Raw genomic sequence first — 18,845 nt, forward strand, 5'->3', positions numbered from 1 at the left:
GCAAATATAAGCATTTGGGTAAGGCTGGAAGCCCTGCTCATATTGATGCTGTCCTCTCTGTGGCTAGAAGAACTCAAATCGATCACTTAACTTCCTGCATCGACTCTCTTCGTCAAAATTGGGTGGACTTGTACGATAGCCTCAAAGAGAAAAAGTAAGTCCAATCATCTTGTTCGCGTAAAACATTCGCGAACAAAATTTTCTTTGTTTTACCTCTATTTCTCCTTAACCGAGCAGTATTGAGTACCATTGTTAATATTCCTGAAGAAACTAATTACATCCTTCATGGTACTTACCCATTGATTGAGCGCTATCTATCTCTAGTTTCAAATTAAAAGCAAGCCTAAAGAATGAAGCGATCGCTTTGATTTTTCAACTTAAATCACATTCTCGTTTGGTTATGTAGTGACGATAGCGAAACATTGCTTCTAGTTGTGCTTGCACTAACCAACCGCTGATAAATTCCACTGTTTCTCCACCAGGCATTGAAAAAGAAATAGCATCAGTCAGCCTGGTTTTACCGCTATCTTCTGGTTCAAATTCATGTCGATGTATCCAAGATTCAAAAGGGCCTGATATCTGTTCGTCAACGAACAAACGATATTTTTCATGTTCAATATGACGTGCTAGCCAAGTTAAAGGTACCGGGCCGAGAAACAAGCGAAATTCTGTGATAGCACCTACATCAAGCCCTCCATCCCGACGGACTACTTGAACTGGCTGCCAAGGTGGAGTTAACAGTTTTAAAATGTCTGGCCTTTCGTGAAATTTCCAAACTACTTCTGGTGGTGCATTAATGACTGAGGAATGTTTAAAATGCAGCATGGAAAGAAAAACCTAAAATTCAACTTTCAGATTCAGTATCAATCTCAATATCTAGGGTGTCTTCATCAACCCGGACATACAAAATATTTGGGTTACAGCAAACTTGGCAATCTTCTACATAGGATTGTTGTCCGCCAGCAGTCAAATCAATAAAAGTTAAGTTTGGTTCGCCGCAATAAGCGCAGTAATACTCAGCTGTGGTTTGCATCAAGTTTTCAGGTATGAATTTTTGGGCAATTGGGCAATTGGGCATTGGGCATTGGGCATTGGGCATTGGGCATTGGGCATTGGGCATTGGGCATTAGTTATTCTCCCCTTGCCTCCCCTGCTTTTTCTACTCCCTTGTCTCCCTCATCTCCCCCATCTCCCTTTTTAGATTAGTTGAAATAACTTTTAGCATCAGTCAAATGCTTTAGTAGTGTAGACTGTGGCAGAGGCCCTTGCAAGTGGCTCCAGGGTAATACTTGTTCTGTTGACCAATCGGCGTGGACGTAGAAATCTAAGTCGGGGATTTGTCCTTTGAGTTGTTTGAAAGCACGTTTGTAGCTACCCAAGGAATCGCCAAAGTTACGAGTTAGTTGCAGAAGTTGGGAAAGCCTGCGATCGCCCCTGGATAATAAAGCTTGAATGATTGACCAGTTATAGCTTTCTGGGCGAAATTCTATTCCTTTGGGTTTTAGTTGTTTTTGTAAAAGTTGCAAGCGTTTTTCTGCTTGACGATTGACTCCCAACCATTGAAATGGTGTATGTGATTTGGGTACAAAAGTGCTACAGCCAAATGTTAACCGCAATCCTGGTGCAGCTTTTTTAATACTATGCATCATCGCCACAGTTTCCTCTAAATCTTCTGGTTGTTCCCCAGGGATTCCCGCCATTCCGTAGAGTTTTAAACTTGTGAGTCCGCCAGCTTTGGCATTGATGGCTGCTTGGATAATTTCATCGTTGTGCAGTTTTTTGTTGATGATTTGCCGAATTTTTTCGGAACCACTTTCTACGGCAATGGTAAGCGATCGCGTGTCTCGTTGCGCCAAAGTTTTTGCTAGTTGGACTGTTACAGTGTTGGTGCGTACTGAGGCAATACTCAAACGCACATCATCATACTTTGGCTGACTAATATAATCTAGTAACTCGGAAAATTCTGGATGTTGAGTTACAGAAGCACCCAATAATCCCAGCCGATTTGTAACTTTTAAACCCCTTTCAATAGCTGGAATTAATGAACCTTCTAAACTCGCAGTTCTAAAAGGTAATGTCAGATAACTTGCCAAACAAAAACGACACATTTCTGGACAACTCCTCACCACCTCCACCATATAAATATTTTCCCAAGCGGCTTTTTCAGTGACTACAGTCGATGCTGAGAGAGTATTTCCTCGGTAAGTTTGTTTTTGCACCACTGCGGGAATTTCTGGGTAAATTGGCTGAATAGACTTGATTGCACCATCTTTTGTTTGATATTCCACCTCATATAAACTGGGAACATAAATACCTGGTACTTGTGCCAATCTTTGGAGTTGAATTTGTCTAGAAGCATTTCTGACTTCTTTGTAAGCTTCAATCAAATTACCGAGTAAATTTTCGCCATCTCCCAATAGAATGACATCAAAAAAATCTGCAAACGGTTCTGGGTTAGCAGTGAGAACTGGCCCGCCACCAAATATTATTGGATGAGAATCATCGCGAGAATTTCCCACAATGGGAATTTCCAAAGATTCCAGCAAATTGAGAATATTCACATAATCCAATTCCCAAGAAATAGAAAATCCCACAATTTCAGGATTTCTAGGGAGTTGTTCCTGAGTATCAGTAAATAAACGACTTACTTGCACATCATCACGCATTGCCAAAGTCGCCCAAACAACCTGATAGCCAAGACTAGTGATTCCGACGCTGTATTCATTAGGAAAGGCGAAGATTAAAGGGATAGCGTTGGTATCTGGAGTAGTGGGTGTAAATAAAAGGCGTTCTAAGTTAAATACAGATGATATCACGGGCTTTTTTATAAATGTTTGAATAAATCTAGTTAGTTTCGTAGAAATCACACCTACACGGTGAAGTCAACTCTAGCAGGTGGATGAGAATTTATTTTACCTATATTTAATTTTAAGCCATAGAATTATCAAATTAAAAAGCAAAGTAATGCTGTTAGCAAGAATAATTGGTAATGCTTTCAGATAAATTCCGTATATTAGCCATAAAAAAACACCGCTAATAAATGTAATCAACATCACAAAAGAAACGTCTTTTGCTGATTTGGTTTGCCAAGTTTTAAACATCTGTGGTAAAAAAGCGATGGTAGTTAATGTAGCTGCTGCTAATCCTAGAACTGTTAAAAAGTCCATCTAAGCAAACCTATAAAATTAAATTTTGAGTTGTTGAAAAATTTCACAACCGATTTTTATCATACTGTATCACTAAGTAAAATTAGGACAAAATAAAATGGGGAAAATTTTTTAATTTATCCCCAATCTTAAAAAAGTATAATATTTGGGCTGATGCTGTAGGAGTAAGAATCCATAATTTTGGTAAATTAGATTCGATAATCCGAGTGTTATTTCGATTTGCTTGTCGTTGTAAATCGCCACGTACCTCTAATAATTTTAAAAGACAATCGCAAATTTCTGTAGCGGATGCAGCATTACGAAAAGGCTCGAATAACGATGCGGTAGCAGCAAACTGACCTAATATACCTAGTGTATCTGGAATAGTGCTTGGTTGTGATTTAGGAATGAAATAAACGTCAATTTGTCTCACTTCTCCTGAAACTCGTCGGGGTGCTTGAACTTCACCATAGGGAGTTAGTAATTGTTCGAGGTAGTCTTTGGCAAATTGGTCATGAATGAATCTAGTCATTTCTTAGAATTTTAGCGATGCAACCCAGTTTATTTATGATTTTCTAACGGTTTTTTGAGATAAGATTTAGCCCAAGAGTAGCGTTTTGAATCTTTTTTAAGTAAATATTCTGCGGCTTCATGTCGTTTATTCTCATTTTTTGTACTTCGGAATACTCGCTTGAGTTCATCATCTATATCTTCAGTTTTAGCCCCGCGTTGTATGGCTTGTTCAAACCAATAGTCACCTTTAACATAGTTACCACGGTCATAACAAATTGCTCCCATTAAAGTATAGGGCTGATAACTATTAGACTGATACTTCATAGCTTTGATGGCACAATTTTCAGCATCAGCTAAGTTGTCCATATCTCTGAATGCTGCACCTCTAGTTACTAAAATGGCTGATTTGAGATTACTTTCTTTGATTCTTCCTAAATCCAAGTTAGTAATTTTTAATGCTTGTTCTGGTTCATTGGCTTTACGCCAATAACTACTAGCACTGGGTATATGCCATTTATTCCCAGTACGCTGAATTTCCTGCTCATAAAATTCTGCTTCTAGTTTGTAATGTCCGATAGCAATTTTGCCATCACGAGATAATAAATTTTCATCTATTAGTTGAGCTACTAAAATCGGGTCTAAACGTTCTTGTTTCTCTAGCTTTACCATAATTGTATAAAATGGTTCTATTGTAAGAGCAGGATCTATCAAACCATATTTTCTCTTGAGAATAGCAAAATGCTTTTGTTGAGCAAAAATAATGATATCTTCACGTTTATTCTTTTTTAACCACTGAATTTCTGATTCATTAAGTACTTCTCCTAAATCTACCTTATATTTTAGGGTAGAAGCGTATTTTTGATTGACAATTTCTATAATCACATTCAGCTTGCGTTTTTGAAGGAAGTTAATATCTTGTTCACCTAACTCATTAGACAACTCAATTTTTTTGAGAATTTTATATAGGTGACTTTTAGGTGATGAATCTTGATAATCAGTTGCTTTATACTTAACTTTTAAAGCAGCAAATTCTCGCTTTTGTTGCAATTCGCGAGCAATGGTAATTGTTTGATTAAGTCCTTGCTGTTCTAACCAATGAATTTGTGACTGAATTAAATCGAGTCCTGCATCAATTTTTTGAAGTATGCTATATAGTGGACTAGATAATGATAAATCTGAGTGCTGATTTGCTTGGTATTTATCTTTTAAATTAAAAAAATGAGCTTCTTTTACTGACTCTTGTTGCTTAAAAATCTCTGCTACTTCCAATAATTTGTTATCAATAAGCCAATTATATTCAGAATCATTTAAACGTTCTGTTGACTCTAGTTTTTTGAGTATTTTAAAAAGTTTATTATCAGGATATGAGTCTTGGTATTGAGTAGCTTTGTATTTTAATTTAAGTTGAGCAAATAGTTTTATTTCTTGAGCAATCTTATTGGTTTCATATAAATTATTTGCTCTCAACCATTTTATTTCTGAATCACTAAGTAAATTTCCTGACTCAAGTTTCAAAAGAATGAAATACAGATGACTAGATTCCCAGGAAACATTATAATTTGTGGCTTTGTACTTAGGCTTTAATTTGGAAAATTCAAATTCTAGATTTCCAAATTCTTGTACTTTATGTTGTTGCTCTTGCTTAATAGCTTCTAAAGTATCCTCAAGTTTAGTCTCTCCCAACCAATTAAATTCTAAATCACTAAGTTGAATTCCTAAGTCAACTTTTCGGAGTATGAGATATAGCAGACTAGAGGGTGATGAATCTTGATAATTACTAGCTTGGTATTTAGATTTTAGTGCAGCGAAGTGTTTCAGCCGATTTTCAGATTCTTTGTCCATATTCATAGTAGAGGCGATCGCACCTTCACAAAGGTATTATCCGCTACTATAACAATATAAGTAACAAAGGGGGGATTTCCTTATCCACCCTAGAATCAGAAATATTCACTGCTAACCGCAGTATACTTTTACAGTACTTTACACTGACCGTGATGCCGTAGTAAATGGTCGCACAATACCAACGCCACCATTGCTTCAACCATTGGAACTGCACGCGGTAATACACAAGGATCGTGTCTGCCTTTGGCGGCTAAAACCGTTTCTTCACCTTCACGAGTTACTGTTTTTTGTTCTTTTCTAATTGTTGCTGTGGGTTTAAAAGCAACTCGCAAAATAATATTTTCGCCGTTGGAAATTCCCCCTTGAATACCGCCAGAACGGTTAGTTACGGTGCGAATTTCGCCATTTTCATCAATATAAAATTCGTCGTTATGCTCAATTCCTGTTAACAGCGTCCCGCCAAAACCAGAACCGATTTCAAAGCCTTTGCTAGCAGGTAAAGACATGACACCTTTAGCAATATCAGCTTCCAATTTATCAAATACTGGTTCGCCTAAACCTTTGGGGACATTTCGCGCCACACATTCTACTACACCGCCAATGGAATCGCCTTGTCTGCTAGTTTGCTCGATTAATTCAATCATGCGTTCGGCGCACTCAGTATCAGGACAACGGACGATATTGCTTTCCACTTGTTCTAAGGTGACAGTATTTGCATCCACTACACCTTCCAAATCCTTGATGCGCTTGACGTAAGCAATAACTTCCACATTGGCAACTTGGCGCAGAATTTTTTTAGCGATCGCACCCGCCGCTACTCTGCCAATTGTCTCACGTGCTGACGACCTACCCCCACCTTGCCAATTGCGAATTCCATATTTTGCATCATAAGTGGCATCGGCGTGGGAAGGACGATATTTTTGTGCCATCTCGTCATAATCTTGTGGACGAGTGTCTTTGTTCCGCACCAAAATTAATATCGGCGTTCCCAAAGTTTTGCCCTCAAACACCCCTGATAAAATCTCGCAGGTATCCGCTTCTTTGCGAGGTGTTGTAATTTTACTTTGTCCCGGCCGCCTTCTATCCAGTTCTACTTGGATTTCTGCTTCTGAAATTTCTAGTTGTGGAGGACAACCATCAATCACAACTCCCACGCCACCACCGTGAGATTCGCCAGAAGTAGTAATCCGAAATAGATGACCAAAAGTGTTACCCATGATATTGAGTGAGGAAAAAGGGTGAGGCTTATCTATCCACTTTAGTGGAAAATAGCCCCCCTCGGTTATGGGTCTTGTCATTATCAATAAAGTGACTGAGTGATAAAATCGGCAGCCCAACACATATCATGTAATCGCAACCAGCCTCGCCCGTCTGCTAATCGCTGATTTCCTACCAAGGAAACCACCTCAAGGAGCGATCGCTAATTTTTGAGCTATCTCTTTTTCTATTCTCCACTTCCTACTCACACCCCAACGGTTTTTCGCTCAGGAACAAACAATCATGACATTAGCGTCTTTCTTGATATCTGCTTCAAAAGGCAAAACATTAAGCAAATCCCAACTTATAAAGCTATGGGATTGTATAGCTTTTTATGCTGAGTGGCTAGATATTATTTGTTAGCTTTATAACTATTGACAAATAGCGGTGTATGAGTATGAAGATTGCGGTGCATTCTTATTTTATTAAAAATCAAGCAAAAATTTTTACTGCTTTGGTTTTAACTGGTATTTTATCTGTTAGCAGTGGTTTAACACTCATCAAAGATGCTAGAGCGGCTTCTGCAAATTTATCTCTAGAAACAAGTAGTGATGTTTCTAAAGACAATACTAAATCAAATCGCTTGCCGCGTCCAGTAGCTAATGCGGTGCTGCAAGATTTAGCTAGTAGAGAGGGAATTTCAACTAGAGAACTGAAAATTACTAACTATAACCAACAGACTTGGAGTAATGGTTGTTTAGAATTACCCCAACCTGATGAAGCCTGCACCGAAGCTTTAGTTTCTGGTTGGCGAGTTGTGGTGTCTAATGGTAGAGAAAATTGGATTTATCATACTGATAGCAACGGGCGATCGCTACGTTTAGCCTCGGCAAATACTCCTTCAGATAAATTACCAACATCTATAAAAAATGCTGTTTTGCAGGCTGCATCCAAACGTTTGCAACAACCAATTTCTCAGCTAAGGATTGTTGAATCTCAACAACAAACTTGGAGAAATGGCTGTTTAGAATTAGCGAATCCTGATGAATTCTGTACCCAAGCCTTAGTACCAGGCTGGCGAGTTGTTGTTAGTGGACGCCAACAAACCTTGGTTTATCACACCAATCAGACAGGTTCGGTAGTTAGGCTCAATCAAAAACCTAACCAAAGCACACTAACACCCGTAACGATTCCAGTCAGCGAGTTACCACCACCTTTGGATCGCGATGTAGTATTTCGGCAAATTTCCAGTGGGGGATTTGCTGGTACAACCTACGAGACTGTTTTACTCAGAAATGGACAATTGATTCGCGTGCGGATTGGTGATGCTAACGATTCTGAGCGTAGTGTTCGCCGTGTTTCTGTACAACAGGTGAGACAATTTTTGCGATCGCTAGAACGTTATAAATTCACTCAATTCCGCAATCTCAGTTACCCTGCACCTGGTGGTGCTGCTGACTATATCACCTACACTCTCACCAGCCAAAAAAATACAGTTCAGTACAACGACATCTCTCAAAATAATCTGCCAAGCAATTTACAAGTAGTAATTAAAGCTTGGAATCAGATTACAGCTAGCGCTCAATAGTGATTGGGGAAAGGGGAAAGGGTAAAGGGGAAAGGGGAAAGGGTAAAGGGGAAAGGGGAAAGGGGAAAGGGTAAAGGAAAGGGGAAAGGGGAAAGGGTAAAGGGGAAAGGGTAAAGGGGAAAGGGGAAAGGAAAGATGAGTTTTTCCCCTCTGCCCAATGCCCAATGCCCAATGCCCAATGCCCAATGCCCAATACTTCGACTACGCTCAGTACAAGTGCCCAAAGCCCCATGCCCAATGCCCCATGCCCAATGCCCCATGCCCAATGCCCCATGCCCAATGCCCAATGCCCCATACCCAATGCCCAATACCCAATATTGGCCATACAATCGAAACGATAATTAGATCGTACTTGTGGTAGATGATGAAAAGGCTTGTAAAGTGGTGTGTTGGGTTTTGGAATATTCACCAAGGCAGAAAATCGGGGTTATTTGTCCTTGTGGCTACTTTGAGTGTAGTAGCTACAGTGATGTTTTCGTTGCCTTTAACGGCTCAAACTGTTCCTCAGAGATTACCAGCGTCTGAGTTAAGGGGAGTGTGGTTAACGAATATTGACAGTGATGTGTTGTTCGAGCGCGATCGCCTCAAGGGATCTTTACAACGCCTTGATGAACTAAATTTTAACACCGTATACCCAGCTGTTTGGAATTGGGGGTATACACTATATCCTAGCAAAGTTGCAGCCAAAGTCATTGGGCGATCGCTCGATCCCACACCCGGACTACAAGGGCGAGATATGCTCAAAGAAATTGTGGATGTGGGACACCAAAAAGGGTTAACTGTTATTCCCTGGTTTGAATTTGGCTTTATGGCACCAGCAGATTCCCTATTGGCTAAAAATCGTCCCCAATGGCTCACCAGTCGCAGCAATGGCACGCGCATTGTTAAAGAAGGCATACACGACCGAGTTTGGCTAAATCCTTTTCGCCCAGAAGTACAACAATTTATTCAAGATTTAATTGTTGAAATTGTGAGAAATTACGATATCGATGGCATCCAATTTGATGACCATTTTGGCTTACCTTCAGAATTAGGATACGATGCTTATACAGTGGCACTTTATAAAAAAGAACACCGCAATCAAGCTCCGTCTAAAAATTTTAAAGATCCAGAATGGGTACGTTGGAGAGCTAATAAAATCACCGACTTTATGAAGCGGGTATTCACAGCCATCAAAGCTACTAAAAAAGATTGTATTGTTTCTGTTGCACCTAATCCTCAGCGTTTTTCTTACGAATACTTTTTAGCAGACTGGCAAAAGTGGGAACGGATGGGAATTGTGGAAGATTTAGTTTTGCAAATCTATCGGGATGATTTGAATGTTTTTGTCGGTGAATTAGAATATCCAGAAGTGAAGGCAGCAAAGAGCCATATTCCTGTGAGCATTGGTATTTTGGCTGGTTTAAAAAACAGATCTATACCCATGCAACAAATTCAAACACAAGTGCAAAAAGTACGCGATCGTAACTTTGCTGGTGTCTCTTTCTTTTTCTATGAAACTCTCTGGAATATGAGCAAAGAAAAGCCCCTAGAACGTCAAAATACTTTCCAGAAAATTTTCCCCGCACCAACAACATACCCGAATTTACTTGCAGGTTGGAAGCCATAGAGTTAATAATTTCTAATTCATAATTTTTGAATTGAATTTTCCTCTATTAATTTCTATATCAGTCAGGGGTGGGGAGGTATGGGGAGAAGGGAGATGGGGGAGATGGGGAGACAAGGGAGCAGGGGAGATCAGTTTTCCCCAATGCCCCAATGCCCCATGCCCCATGCCCAATGCCCAATACCCAATATTACCAACCAGTTTGCGATCGCTCTTGCACAACTCGCTGATAAACTTCTTCGGTTTGCTTGGCTAATTTCGGCCAGCTAAAACGTTGCTCTAAATCTTCATAAGCATTATCCACCAGCCATTGCCGATAATCTGGATTTCTCAACACCTCCAAAATTCCCCAGGCTAAAGAATCAGCATTATTTACCCAAGTCACAATACCTGTTTTGGTATGTTGCACTACTTCGGGAAAACCACCTGTATCAGATACAACTACGGGAACGCGAGAAGCAAAGCTTTCTAAAGCGACAATTCCAAAGGGTTCGTAAAGGCTGGGAAATACTGCACAGTCAGCAATGGTTTGAAATTTATCTAAGTATTCATCGGAGAGAAAACCAGTAAAGTAGCATTTATCCCAAATTCCCAAATCCCAGGCTTGGCGTTTGAGATGGTCGGTATTTCCACCACCAACAATGACAAATTTTACTTTACCTCCCATTTCCCAAAGAACTTTGGGTGCAGCATTGAGCAATATAGGTACACCCTTTTCATAGGTCATACGACCGAGGTAGTAAACAATTTTCTCGTCGTCGTTGGCAAATTGGCGGCGAAAATCCAGAGCGTGAAAATCTTCGTGGTGTCGTTTTTTTTCGGCTCGGATACCGTTATAAATAACATCAATTTTATTCCAAGGGCTGTGTAGCGCTCGTTCTACTTCTCGTCGCATATAATCGCTACAAACAATAATCCGCCAAGCATTGTAAGCAAGTATTGTTTCTTTACCATTAATATAACGTTGCGTATCAGTATGAATACCGTTATAACGTCCGTATTCTGTGGCGTGAATTGTGGCAATTAGTGGTATTTTAAAATTATGCTTGAGAGCGATCGCTGCGTCTCCCACTAACCAATCATGGGCATGAATCAAATCAAACGGGCCTTCCTCTAAGATTAACTTCCCGCCATGATGTCCCATACTTTCGTTGAGATTCACCACCCAGTGGAAAAAGTCATTGCTATGTCCCACGGGCACGCGATGTATCTTCACTCCCTCCACCACTTCATACATGGATGCCTGACCAAACTCCACTGTAATCAAATGGATTTCATGCCCTAACTTCACCAGTTCCGGGTACAACTCAGCTACATGACGTGCAATTCCTCCAACTATCCTGGGTGGAAACTCCCAACTCAGTACCAGTATCTTCATCTGCTAGATTCCCCAAGACTTTACAAATATCTAAAAAACTAGATTTATCTAAAAATACAAGTCTGCCAATCTTATTGAGTGTATTTACTCATATTTTTAGATTTTTTAACAGTTATTTTGTTAAAGCTTATCAAAGGATAAGAACTATGGAGCATAGGGCATAGGGCATAGGGCATAGGGCATAGGGCATAGGGCATTGAGCATTGGCGCAGAGGGGAAAACTGATCTCCTTGTCTCCCTTGTCTCCCTTGTCTCCCTTGTCTCCCCATCTCCCCATCTCCCCATCTCCCCATCTCCCCATCTCCCCCTCCCCCACTAAAGAGGCGAACAACAAACAGCACGAACTCGATCGCGTCCTTCTTGTTTGGCTATATAAAGCGCTTTGTCGGCTGCATTAATCAAGTCTTGGGGCGACAGTTCGCTATTTGGCACAGTGCTGACAACGCCGAGACTGACGGTTACATAATTACAGACGCCAGATTTGGCATGGGGAATCTCTAAGTTGCGTACTGCTTGTCGAATGGCTTGAGCTAGATGAATCGCGCCTTGAATTTCTGTATTTGGTAAGATTACGGCAAATTCTTCTCCACCGTAACGAGCTACTAAATCTGCTGGACGCTTAATAATATCTAAGAGCGCACTGGCAACTTTTTGTAAACAATTATCTCCTGCTAAATGACCGTAGGTGTCGTTGTAGGGTTTAAAAAAATCAACATCTAATAAAATTAAAGACAGTGGTACTTTCTCGCGTTTGAGTCGATGCCATTCAGTTTCGAGATATTCATCAAATCGGCGGCGATTGGCTATTTGAGTCAAGCCATCTAAGGTAGCTAATCTTTGTAATTCTTCGTTGGCGGCTTGTAGTTGCTGGTAAAGTACTGATTGATGAATGGCGATCGCTACTTGAGAGGCTAATTGCTGCAATAAATTAACTTCAAATGCCTGCCAGTTACGAGGTGTGGCAAACTGATAAGTAATTAATAAGCCCCACAAATGTTGCCCATTCAAAATCGGCACCACCATTGCAGCTTTCACCTGATAAAGTTGCAATAATTCAAAAACGTCGGTTGAAAAATCAGATTGTTGAATATTATTTAAAATTTTGGGTAATCCCTGGTAATAGTGGCTAAAATCTTCTTGAATGCAAAATGGCAAAATTGTATTTCTTAATTGCTGAGGACAACCGTCAACTACGGATTCTGCAACAAAATAACCACTACAGTCAGTTGCTAATTGATAAATAGCTACACAATCTGAACGCAAGCATTCTCGAATACTATTTACAGTTGTATTTAAAACATCTTCTAAATTTAGCGATCGCCGAATCTGTTGAGTTACTTCAGTGATTAATCTTTCTCCTCTTGCTTGTTGTCGCAGCACTTCTTCGGCTTGCTTGCGAGTGCTAATATCTTCCACTGAACCAAGAATCTGCGTTGGAGTACCGTTAGCATCTCTGGCAAAGACGACTTCTCTGGTATTCAACCAAAGCCACTGGCCGTTTTTGTGCCGAAATCTGTATTCGGTGGACATCACTTCATTGTCCTTGAGGTTGGTGAAGCGATTTGTTATGTCATAGCAGAGATGTTGGTCATCTGGATGAAAACAATTTACGAACCATTGCGGATCTGCTTGACAAAATTCTTCTGGAGAATAACCTAAAATTTTCAGACTTTGCTGATTCAGATAAATACTTGTTCCTTGTAATAGATCAAATAAATATAAAATATGGGGTACTGTATTAGCAACCTTTTGGAGAAAGTCTTGACTTGAGCGCAATGCTTCTTCGGCTTTGTGGCGTTCGCGCAGGGCGGCTTGCCATTCACTAATATCTCGTCCCTCAGAAACGATGGCACTCACGCGCCCTGTTTCATCAACTATAGGACGTAGTGAAAAATCAAGAGTAATCACTCGTTCGTCTCTACCCCAAATATCAACTTCATAGCGAATAAATTCCCCATTGGTAGCATTAGCAATGGCACTTTTTAATTGTGCTTGTGTATCTGGAGAAATTGTCCACCATTTTGCTTCCCAAAATAATTGACCGACAACTTCTTCTCGTGTAATTCCAGCAAAATCCAGTGCTGTTTGATTGACTTCTAAAACAATTCCGTTGGTCTGAAGCAATCCCATAAACTCTATAGTTTGATTGAAGATGGCACGGAATTTTTGCTCATTTTGACTTAAGGCTTGTTCTGCACGTTTGCGTTCGGTGATATCTCGTCCCACCGATTGCAGTTCTACAAGATGATTTTCCTCATCAAATATACCTCTAACATTCCACTGCGCCCAGCGCACTTCTTTACAAGCCATAACTCGATTTTCAAAAGTGACAACGGGATTTTCTAAGGTAATGGAATTGACTAAATCAAATACATATTCTTTGTCTTGTTTAAATACAATAGGTTCGTAGTGCTGACCAATAATTGTTTCTCGCTTGATTCCAAAATACCTACAGAAAGCTTCATTGACGAAGGTAACAGTACCATCAGGTAAGCCTCTGGCAATCAGTTCGGTTTGGTCTTCGAGAATAGCACGATAACGAGCTTCGCTTTGCTTGAGGGCTGCTTCTACCTGTTTTCGTTCGCTAATATCAAACACTAAACCCTGAAGTACTTGAGTTTGTCCATCTACACAGAGAATGAGATTGGCTTGGTTTCGTACCCAAATCATACTACCATCATGCCTAATCATCCGATACTCAATACACAGAGGTTGTCCAGTGGAAATTGTGCTATTTACAGCTTGCCAAAGGCGATGGCGATCTTCAGGATGAGTGTAATCTAACCAACTATTGAAGAAACTAGGATTCCAATCTTCGGGAGCCACGCCTAACAATTGTTGCAGTTGCGGACTAATATAAGCAACTTTGGCAGTAGTATTGAGCGGTGAAATGTAAACAACCCCTGGAATCTGTTCTACTAAGGTGCGATACTTTTGCTCTGCCTCAGAGACTTTTTCATCCGCTTGGTTGTGACTCATAATGTTTTGAATTTCCACAATAAAGTATAATTGCCAGTGTTAGAAATCCTGCATTAAAAGCACATTTAATAACCGCTGAGCTAACAGAAAGTCAGTTCCACGGTGATGGCGACCAAGCGCCTTAGGGATGGTTGTAGGAGTGTAGGGATAATCATTGGTGTTAACTTCTGCTCAAACACTCAATTTGCTGTGGTTTTAGATACTGCAACCCCGTTGAAAATCTCCCCAAGGATCGGGGGCGAGAGAGGATACATAAGCAATAGGCTTATATCATAACTAACTAATCACTTATAATTACCGGTTCTATGCAAAAATCCCACAAGCCTTTTTCCCTTGTTAAGACCTGCCCTCTATAAGATGATTCCGTTTTTTCTGGAACTGGAACTACTACAATTACTATTGATGCTAGATAATGGGGAAGCTTTGACATTTATTTGCCAATCTAGCCCCAGAGAGAAAAACTAACAATTATGCGAACTCACTATTGCGGCGAAGTCCGAAAAGAACATATTGGAGAAACTGTTACCTTTTACGGATGGATAGACCGTCGCCGCGATCATGGGGGCGTGATATTTTTAGATTTACGCGATCGCTCTGGCATTGTCCAAATCGTCAGCGATCCGCAACGCACCCCCGATTCCTATGAACAGGCAAATGCCCTGCGAAATGAATATGTTGTCCAAATCACTGGTAGGGTAACGCAACGCCCCCAAGAATCCCTCAATCCCCGTCTACCTACCGGTGAGATAGAAATTTACGCAGATAAAATTCAACTCCTCAACGCCGTCCGTAAACAATTACCTTTCCAAGTTTCCATAGCCGATGGCGAAACAGTAAGGGAAGACTTGCGGCTAAAATACCGCTATTTAGATTTGCGACGCGAACGCATGGCACACAATTTGCAACTGCGTCATCAAATTGTCAAAGCTATGCGTCGTTACCTGGAAGATTTGGAAGGTTTCATCGAAGTCGAAACCCCAATACTCACCCGTTCTACTCCCGAAGGTGCTAGGGATTATATCCTACCCAGTCGCGTCAACCCCGGTGAATGGTTTGCTCTACCACAATCACCACAGCTATTTAAACAATTGCTGATGGTATCCGGCTTGGATAGATATTATCAAATTGCCCGTTGCTTCCGTGATGAAGACTTACGCGCCGATAGACAACCAGAATTCACCCAGTTGGACATGGAAATGAGTTTCATGTCCCAAGAAGAAATTATCGAACTCAACGAAAAGTTAGTTTGTCATATCTTCAAAACGGTTAAGGGCATTGAATTACAACGGCCTTTCCCCCGTCTCACCTACGCTGAAGGAATGGAACGCTACGGTAGCGATAAACCAGATACCCGCTATGGTTTGGAATTAGTCAACGTCTCGGATATCGTTAAAGACTCTGGTTTCAAAGTCTTTCGAGACACCGTAATCAATGGTGGTATCGTCAAAATCCTACCGATTCCCAACGGCAATGATGTTATTTCTAATGTCCGTATTAAACCAGGTGGTGATTTATTCAAAGAAGCCAGCGAAGCCGGCGCTAAAGGTTTAGCTTATATCCGGGTGAGAGACGATGGCGAAATTGACACCATTGGTGCAATTAAAGACAACCTCAGCGCAGAACAAAAACAGGAAATTCTCCAGCGCACAGGTGCTAAAGCTGGACATTTGTTATTGTTCGGGGCTGGTGATGCTGCCACCGTTAATAAAACTTTAGATAGGTTACGGCAAGTAATTGCTAGAGAATTTGGATTAATCGATCCAGAAAAAATTAACTTGCTGTGGATTACAGATTTCCCCATGTTTGAGTGGAACGCTGACGAAAAACGCCTCGAAGCACTGCACCACCCATTTACAGCGCCGCATCCTGAAGATTTGAGCGATTTAAAGACAGCACGCGCCCAAGCTTATGACTTGGTATTCAACGGCGTGGAAGTTGGCGGTGGTAGTTTGCGGATTTATCAGCGAGAAATTCAACAACAGGTATTTGATGCCATCGGCTTGTCTCCAGAAGAAGCACAAAATAAATTCGGCTTTTTATTGGAAGCATTTGAATATGGTACACCGCCTCACGGTGGCATCGCCTACGGTTTAGACCGTTTGGTAATGTTGCTAGCCGGGGAAGAATCCATCCGAGATGTGATTGCTTTTCCCAAGACGCAACAAGCCCGTTGTTTGTTAACAGATGCACCCTCTGGAGTAGATGTCAAGCAACTCAAAGAATTACACGTTGCTTCGACATATAAGCCCAAATCGTAACAAAACACAAGGAAAGCAAAAAAATTAGTAGGGTGTGTTACGCCGCAGGCTAACGCACCACCAACAAATTAAAGTGCGTTACGAAGATAGCAATAACCCAGTCTATTGATTAAGCCAGATGAATTAACTCTTGGCGATCGCTGATTAATTCAAAAGCAATTGAGCCTACATAGTCAGAAGGTATTATTCCATTCAGAACAATAAGTTCTGGAATCATTACTCGAAGCTTTTGCGTGAGAATTTCTATACTAGAAGCTTCTGTTGCTAATCCTGGCACATCTGAGGTAGTTGCAACCCAAACCTCAGCATCTTTGTCCCAAAAAGCTTGAACTTTAAACGTGATTTGTGTCATTTATTACTGACTTCATAACTAGCAGTTACCTTCTGTTGATCTTCTAAACTTTTGTCTCGATTTTGAAACTCATCTAACAACCGATAAAAAGTATTAAAACCCTCTTGTTCATTCCCACAATGGAGCATGATAATTTTTGCCCAAGAGTTAGAAGTTGACACATGATATTTTTTCTGTACCCAAGACTGAAAATTTTCATGGAAATCATCTTCCCATACTGTGGATTCAATATCTAACTCTCCTCTAGCAAATTCATATCCAACAAGAAAATGAAATAAATCACTCACAGAAGCCCTACCAATATACATCCCTGGTTTAGATTTAATTTTTTGCAAGGTTTCAAATAATTTGCTCATCAATTAATTCAAAAATAATTCAGCCTACATAATCAGTAGGGTTTGTTGCTGCTGAGGGTACGGCATTTTCAATTTTTGACTGATTGCCTTGATTTTCTTTTTACAATTACTGAACGTTCTCAAATTAAAACTTTTATCGAATCTGATACTGCTGTACAGCACTCTTTAGTAACTTAGTCTAATTCCGCAGCTAACAGTCTACCTTGAACTGGTTCATACTCATCTTCTAGCAACCATGATTTGGCTGCATCATAGTCATTACTAGAAAATACAACTTTATAACCCTGCGCCGGATCGTAAATTTGACAGTTTTCGTTACTGTTGCAAAGCAATAAAAGAATGTATGGAGGAGATAACATTGGATCTATCCATACTTCTGTAAATTCCCAGTTATTCTTCACTGGGTCTTGTGCGGGGGATGACGTGGTATTGGTTGTCTGCATTGATTTTTATCTCCCCGTATTATTTTTACTACTCCAACATTTTTTCAACGGTTAAACCAATGTCACTTGCAATTTGCCGTAGCAATCTAGGTGAAATATCACGTCCCTTGTGAAAAGGTACGTTGTTCCTCGACCATCTTCGTGGCGAAACTGTTTATGTGAACCTTTCTGACGCACCTCCACAAACCCAAGGCTTTCTAGTATCCGAACAACCTCCTGCGGTTTCAAAATGGGTATCTTGCTCATAATTTATTGGATCGCAATTTGTTGTGTACCAACAAACTCTGTCTCGAATGCTAAATCTTCGTCCTCTAGAAGCATCTCAATTACTTCACGCAGATTTTCTTGTAATTCATCCAAGGATTCTGCTTGCGAGTGTGCCCCCGGAAATCCGGGAACATACCCAACATAAAGCTTTGTATCAGAATCTCGCTCAACAATTGCAGTAAAAATTTTCATAGTTTTAGCATTACAGCTTGAGAACAATAATTAAAAAGTAAAAAGATAATTCCCATAAATAAGTTGAGATATCAGTCTAAAGCTCAGGTTTTCTGAGAGCAAAAATTTTTACTTTTGCCTTGTTTAGTTAGTTAAATGATAATAGTATTATCTCACCTTCTTGTGCGGCTCTACTAAAAAACTTAACTAACTGAGTATATAAATGGAGATAATGTGGCTCCATATAGGCTCTAATTTCCTGAGATTCAAATAATTTATTCAGACTGTTTTGTAAGTGGTCGGTAGAGATATGGTTTAATACTTTAGTTATTTCTTGAACTTCATTTGCTGTGAAATAACGTACCATTCCATAAGTTGATTCCCACTGTGTTGGGGTTCCTCCCATAAACACTTTATGAAGCCAGTTTTCAGTCTTAGTTTTGCGTTCGTATGGAAATTCTTCCGCGAATAAAAAGTGAAGTGACTGCCAATATTTGTCGAGGTCTAGATAGCGATCGCTAGCTTTTAATGCTTCAAAATATACATAAATCTCTTCATCTGTTTCTATATAATCGCCGAAATAAATGCTGGCATAGGCAGTATCTTGATGTAATCTTTCAAATTCTTCAGGAGTAACGCGCCTGTAACTCAATTCGATACCCATATCAATAAAAATAATGAAAGAAGCAAAAAGGGGTGTATTTCATTCAATTGAAAATAGCTATACAACATTAGCTCTCAAGATTTTC

At 40.2% G+C, this 18,845-nt stretch carries 22 protein-coding genes; 5 read left to right on the forward strand and 17 right to left on the reverse strand.

Annotated elements, in window-relative coordinates:
* Positions 1–372: 372 nt before the first annotated feature.
* From VF06_RS34050 to aroC, 7 genes are all read right to left on the reverse strand, one after another.
* Positions 373–825 carry an SRPBCC family protein gene (locus VF06_RS34050; RefSeq protein WP_099072429.1) on the reverse strand — a complete coding sequence of 151 codons (453 nt, stop codon included), beginning with the start codon at positions 823–825 and terminating at the stop codon, positions 373–375.
* A 19-nt stretch (positions 826–844) separates the two neighbouring features.
* A complete protein-coding gene (locus VF06_RS34055) occupies positions 845–1,033 on the reverse strand; it encodes a CPXCG motif-containing cysteine-rich protein (RefSeq protein ID WP_099072430.1) in 189 nt (62 codons plus the stop codon).
* Between the two features lie 169 nt (positions 1,034–1,202).
* A complete protein-coding gene (locus tag VF06_RS34060) occupies positions 1,203–2,816 on the reverse strand; it encodes a B12-binding domain-containing radical SAM protein (RefSeq protein WP_099072431.1) in 1,614 nt (537 codons plus the stop codon).
* A gap of 96 nt (positions 2,817–2,912) precedes the next feature.
* Positions 2,913–3,167 (reverse strand): SemiSWEET transporter, encoded by a 255-nt coding sequence (locus VF06_RS34065; protein WP_099072432.1) that lies wholly within the window; start codon positions 3,165–3,167, stop codon positions 2,913–2,915.
* 82 nt (positions 3,168–3,249) lie between these two features.
* Entirely contained in the window at positions 3,250–3,678 is a 429-nt protein-coding gene (locus VF06_RS34070; RefSeq protein ID WP_371411492.1) for a hypothetical protein, read from the reverse strand.
* 29 nt (positions 3,679–3,707) lie between these two features.
* On the reverse strand, positions 3,708–5,501 hold the full coding sequence (locus VF06_RS34075; protein WP_099072433.1) for a hypothetical protein: 1,794 nt from the start codon (positions 5,499–5,501) through the stop codon (positions 3,708–3,710).
* Positions 5,502–5,629: 128 nt separating this feature from the next.
* Positions 5,630–6,718 (reverse strand): chorismate synthase, encoded by a 1,089-nt coding sequence (gene aroC / locus VF06_RS34080; protein ID WP_099072434.1) that lies wholly within the window; start codon positions 6,716–6,718, stop codon positions 5,630–5,632.
* 437 nt (positions 6,719–7,155) lie between these two features.
* Between aroC and VF06_RS34085 the strand changes: the two genes are divergently transcribed.
* From VF06_RS34085 to VF06_RS39850, 4 genes are all read left to right on the forward strand, one after another.
* Entirely contained in the window at positions 7,156–8,286 is a 1,131-nt protein-coding gene (locus VF06_RS34085) for a DUF8738 domain-containing protein (RefSeq protein ID WP_099072435.1), read from the forward strand.
* A 135-nt stretch (positions 8,287–8,421) separates the two neighbouring features.
* On the forward strand, positions 8,422–8,631 hold the full coding sequence (locus tag VF06_RS41660) for a hypothetical protein (protein ID WP_180267778.1): 210 nt from the start codon (positions 8,422–8,424) through the stop codon (positions 8,629–8,631).
* Positions 8,632–8,650: 19 nt separating this feature from the next.
* Positions 8,651–9,895 (forward strand): glycoside hydrolase family 10-like protein, encoded by a 1,245-nt coding sequence (locus VF06_RS34090; protein ID WP_099072436.1) that lies wholly within the window; start codon positions 8,651–8,653, stop codon positions 9,893–9,895.
* Between the two features lie 68 nt (positions 9,896–9,963).
* A complete protein-coding gene (locus tag VF06_RS39850) occupies positions 9,964–10,122 on the forward strand; it encodes a histidine kinase (protein WP_100793712.1) in 159 nt (52 codons plus the stop codon).
* Here VF06_RS39850 and VF06_RS34095 read toward each other — a convergent pair.
* The 3 genes from VF06_RS34095 to VF06_RS34105 all read right to left on the reverse strand — a co-directional run bounded on the left by VF06_RS34095 (position 10,083) and on the right by VF06_RS34105 (position 14,249).
* Positions 10,083–11,270 (reverse strand): glycosyltransferase family 4 protein, encoded by a 1,188-nt coding sequence (locus VF06_RS34095; RefSeq protein WP_099072437.1) that lies wholly within the window; start codon positions 11,268–11,270, stop codon positions 10,083–10,085. The two genes, VF06_RS39850 and VF06_RS34095, sit on opposite strands and share 40 nt — an antisense overlap.
* A gap of 130 nt (positions 11,271–11,400) precedes the next feature.
* Complete coding sequence (locus VF06_RS34100; protein ID WP_143861833.1) at positions 11,401–11,571, reverse strand: histidine kinase; 171 nt, start codon at positions 11,569–11,571, stop codon at positions 11,401–11,403.
* Between the two features lie 14 nt (positions 11,572–11,585).
* Positions 11,586–14,249: a PAS domain S-box protein gene (locus tag VF06_RS34105; RefSeq protein WP_099076602.1), complete on the reverse strand. Its 2,664-nt coding sequence runs from the start codon at positions 14,247–14,249 to the stop codon at positions 11,586–11,588.
* Positions 14,250–14,719: 470 nt separating this feature from the next.
* Between VF06_RS34105 and aspS the strand changes: the two genes are divergently transcribed.
* Positions 14,720–16,507: an aspartate--tRNA ligase gene (aspS, locus tag VF06_RS34110; protein WP_099072439.1), complete on the forward strand. Its 1,788-nt coding sequence runs from the start codon at positions 14,720–14,722 to the stop codon at positions 16,505–16,507.
* A 109-nt stretch (positions 16,508–16,616) separates the two neighbouring features.
* Here aspS and VF06_RS34115 read toward each other — a convergent pair whose 3' ends face one another.
* The 7 genes from VF06_RS34115 to VF06_RS34140 all read right to left on the reverse strand — a co-directional run bounded on the left by VF06_RS34115 (position 16,617) and on the right by VF06_RS34140 (position 18,748).
* A complete protein-coding gene (locus tag VF06_RS34115; protein WP_099072440.1) occupies positions 16,617–16,859 on the reverse strand; it encodes a DUF1902 domain-containing protein in 243 nt (80 codons plus the stop codon).
* Positions 16,856–17,215, reverse strand: a complete 360-nt coding sequence (locus VF06_RS34120; RefSeq protein ID WP_099072441.1) for a hypothetical protein — start codon at positions 17,213–17,215, stop codon at positions 16,856–16,858. Before VF06_RS34120 ends, VF06_RS34115 begins: the two co-directional genes overlap by 4 nt.
* 173 nt (positions 17,216–17,388) lie before the next feature.
* On the reverse strand, positions 17,389–17,616 hold the full coding sequence (locus VF06_RS34125) for a hypothetical protein (RefSeq protein ID WP_371411481.1): 228 nt from the start codon (positions 17,614–17,616) through the stop codon (positions 17,389–17,391).
* Positions 17,606–17,668: a hypothetical protein gene (locus tag VF06_RS43565; RefSeq protein WP_371411512.1), complete on the reverse strand. Its 63-nt coding sequence runs from the start codon at positions 17,666–17,668 to the stop codon at positions 17,606–17,608. Before VF06_RS43565 ends, VF06_RS34125 begins: the two co-directional genes overlap by 11 nt.
* 41 nt (positions 17,669–17,709) lie before the next feature.
* Positions 17,710–17,904: a type II toxin-antitoxin system HicA family toxin gene (locus tag VF06_RS43570; protein ID WP_257207670.1), complete on the reverse strand. Its 195-nt coding sequence runs from the start codon at positions 17,902–17,904 to the stop codon at positions 17,710–17,712.
* A gap of 3 nt (positions 17,905–17,907) precedes the next feature.
* The gene (locus VF06_RS34135; protein ID WP_099072443.1) at positions 17,908–18,117 is read right to left on the reverse strand and encodes a type II toxin-antitoxin system HicB family antitoxin; all 210 of its coding nucleotides are present in this window, start codon (positions 18,115–18,117) and stop codon (positions 17,908–17,910) included.
* Between the two features lie 127 nt (positions 18,118–18,244).
* A complete protein-coding gene (locus tag VF06_RS34140; protein ID WP_244918204.1) occupies positions 18,245–18,748 on the reverse strand; it encodes a DUF1877 family protein in 504 nt (167 codons plus the stop codon).
* Between the last annotated feature and the right edge of the window lie 97 nt (positions 18,749–18,845).

The organism is Nostoc linckia z4 (assembly GCF_002608075.1).
Lineage (GTDB): Bacteria > Cyanobacteriota > Cyanobacteriia > Cyanobacteriales > Nostocaceae > Nostoc > Nostoc linckia.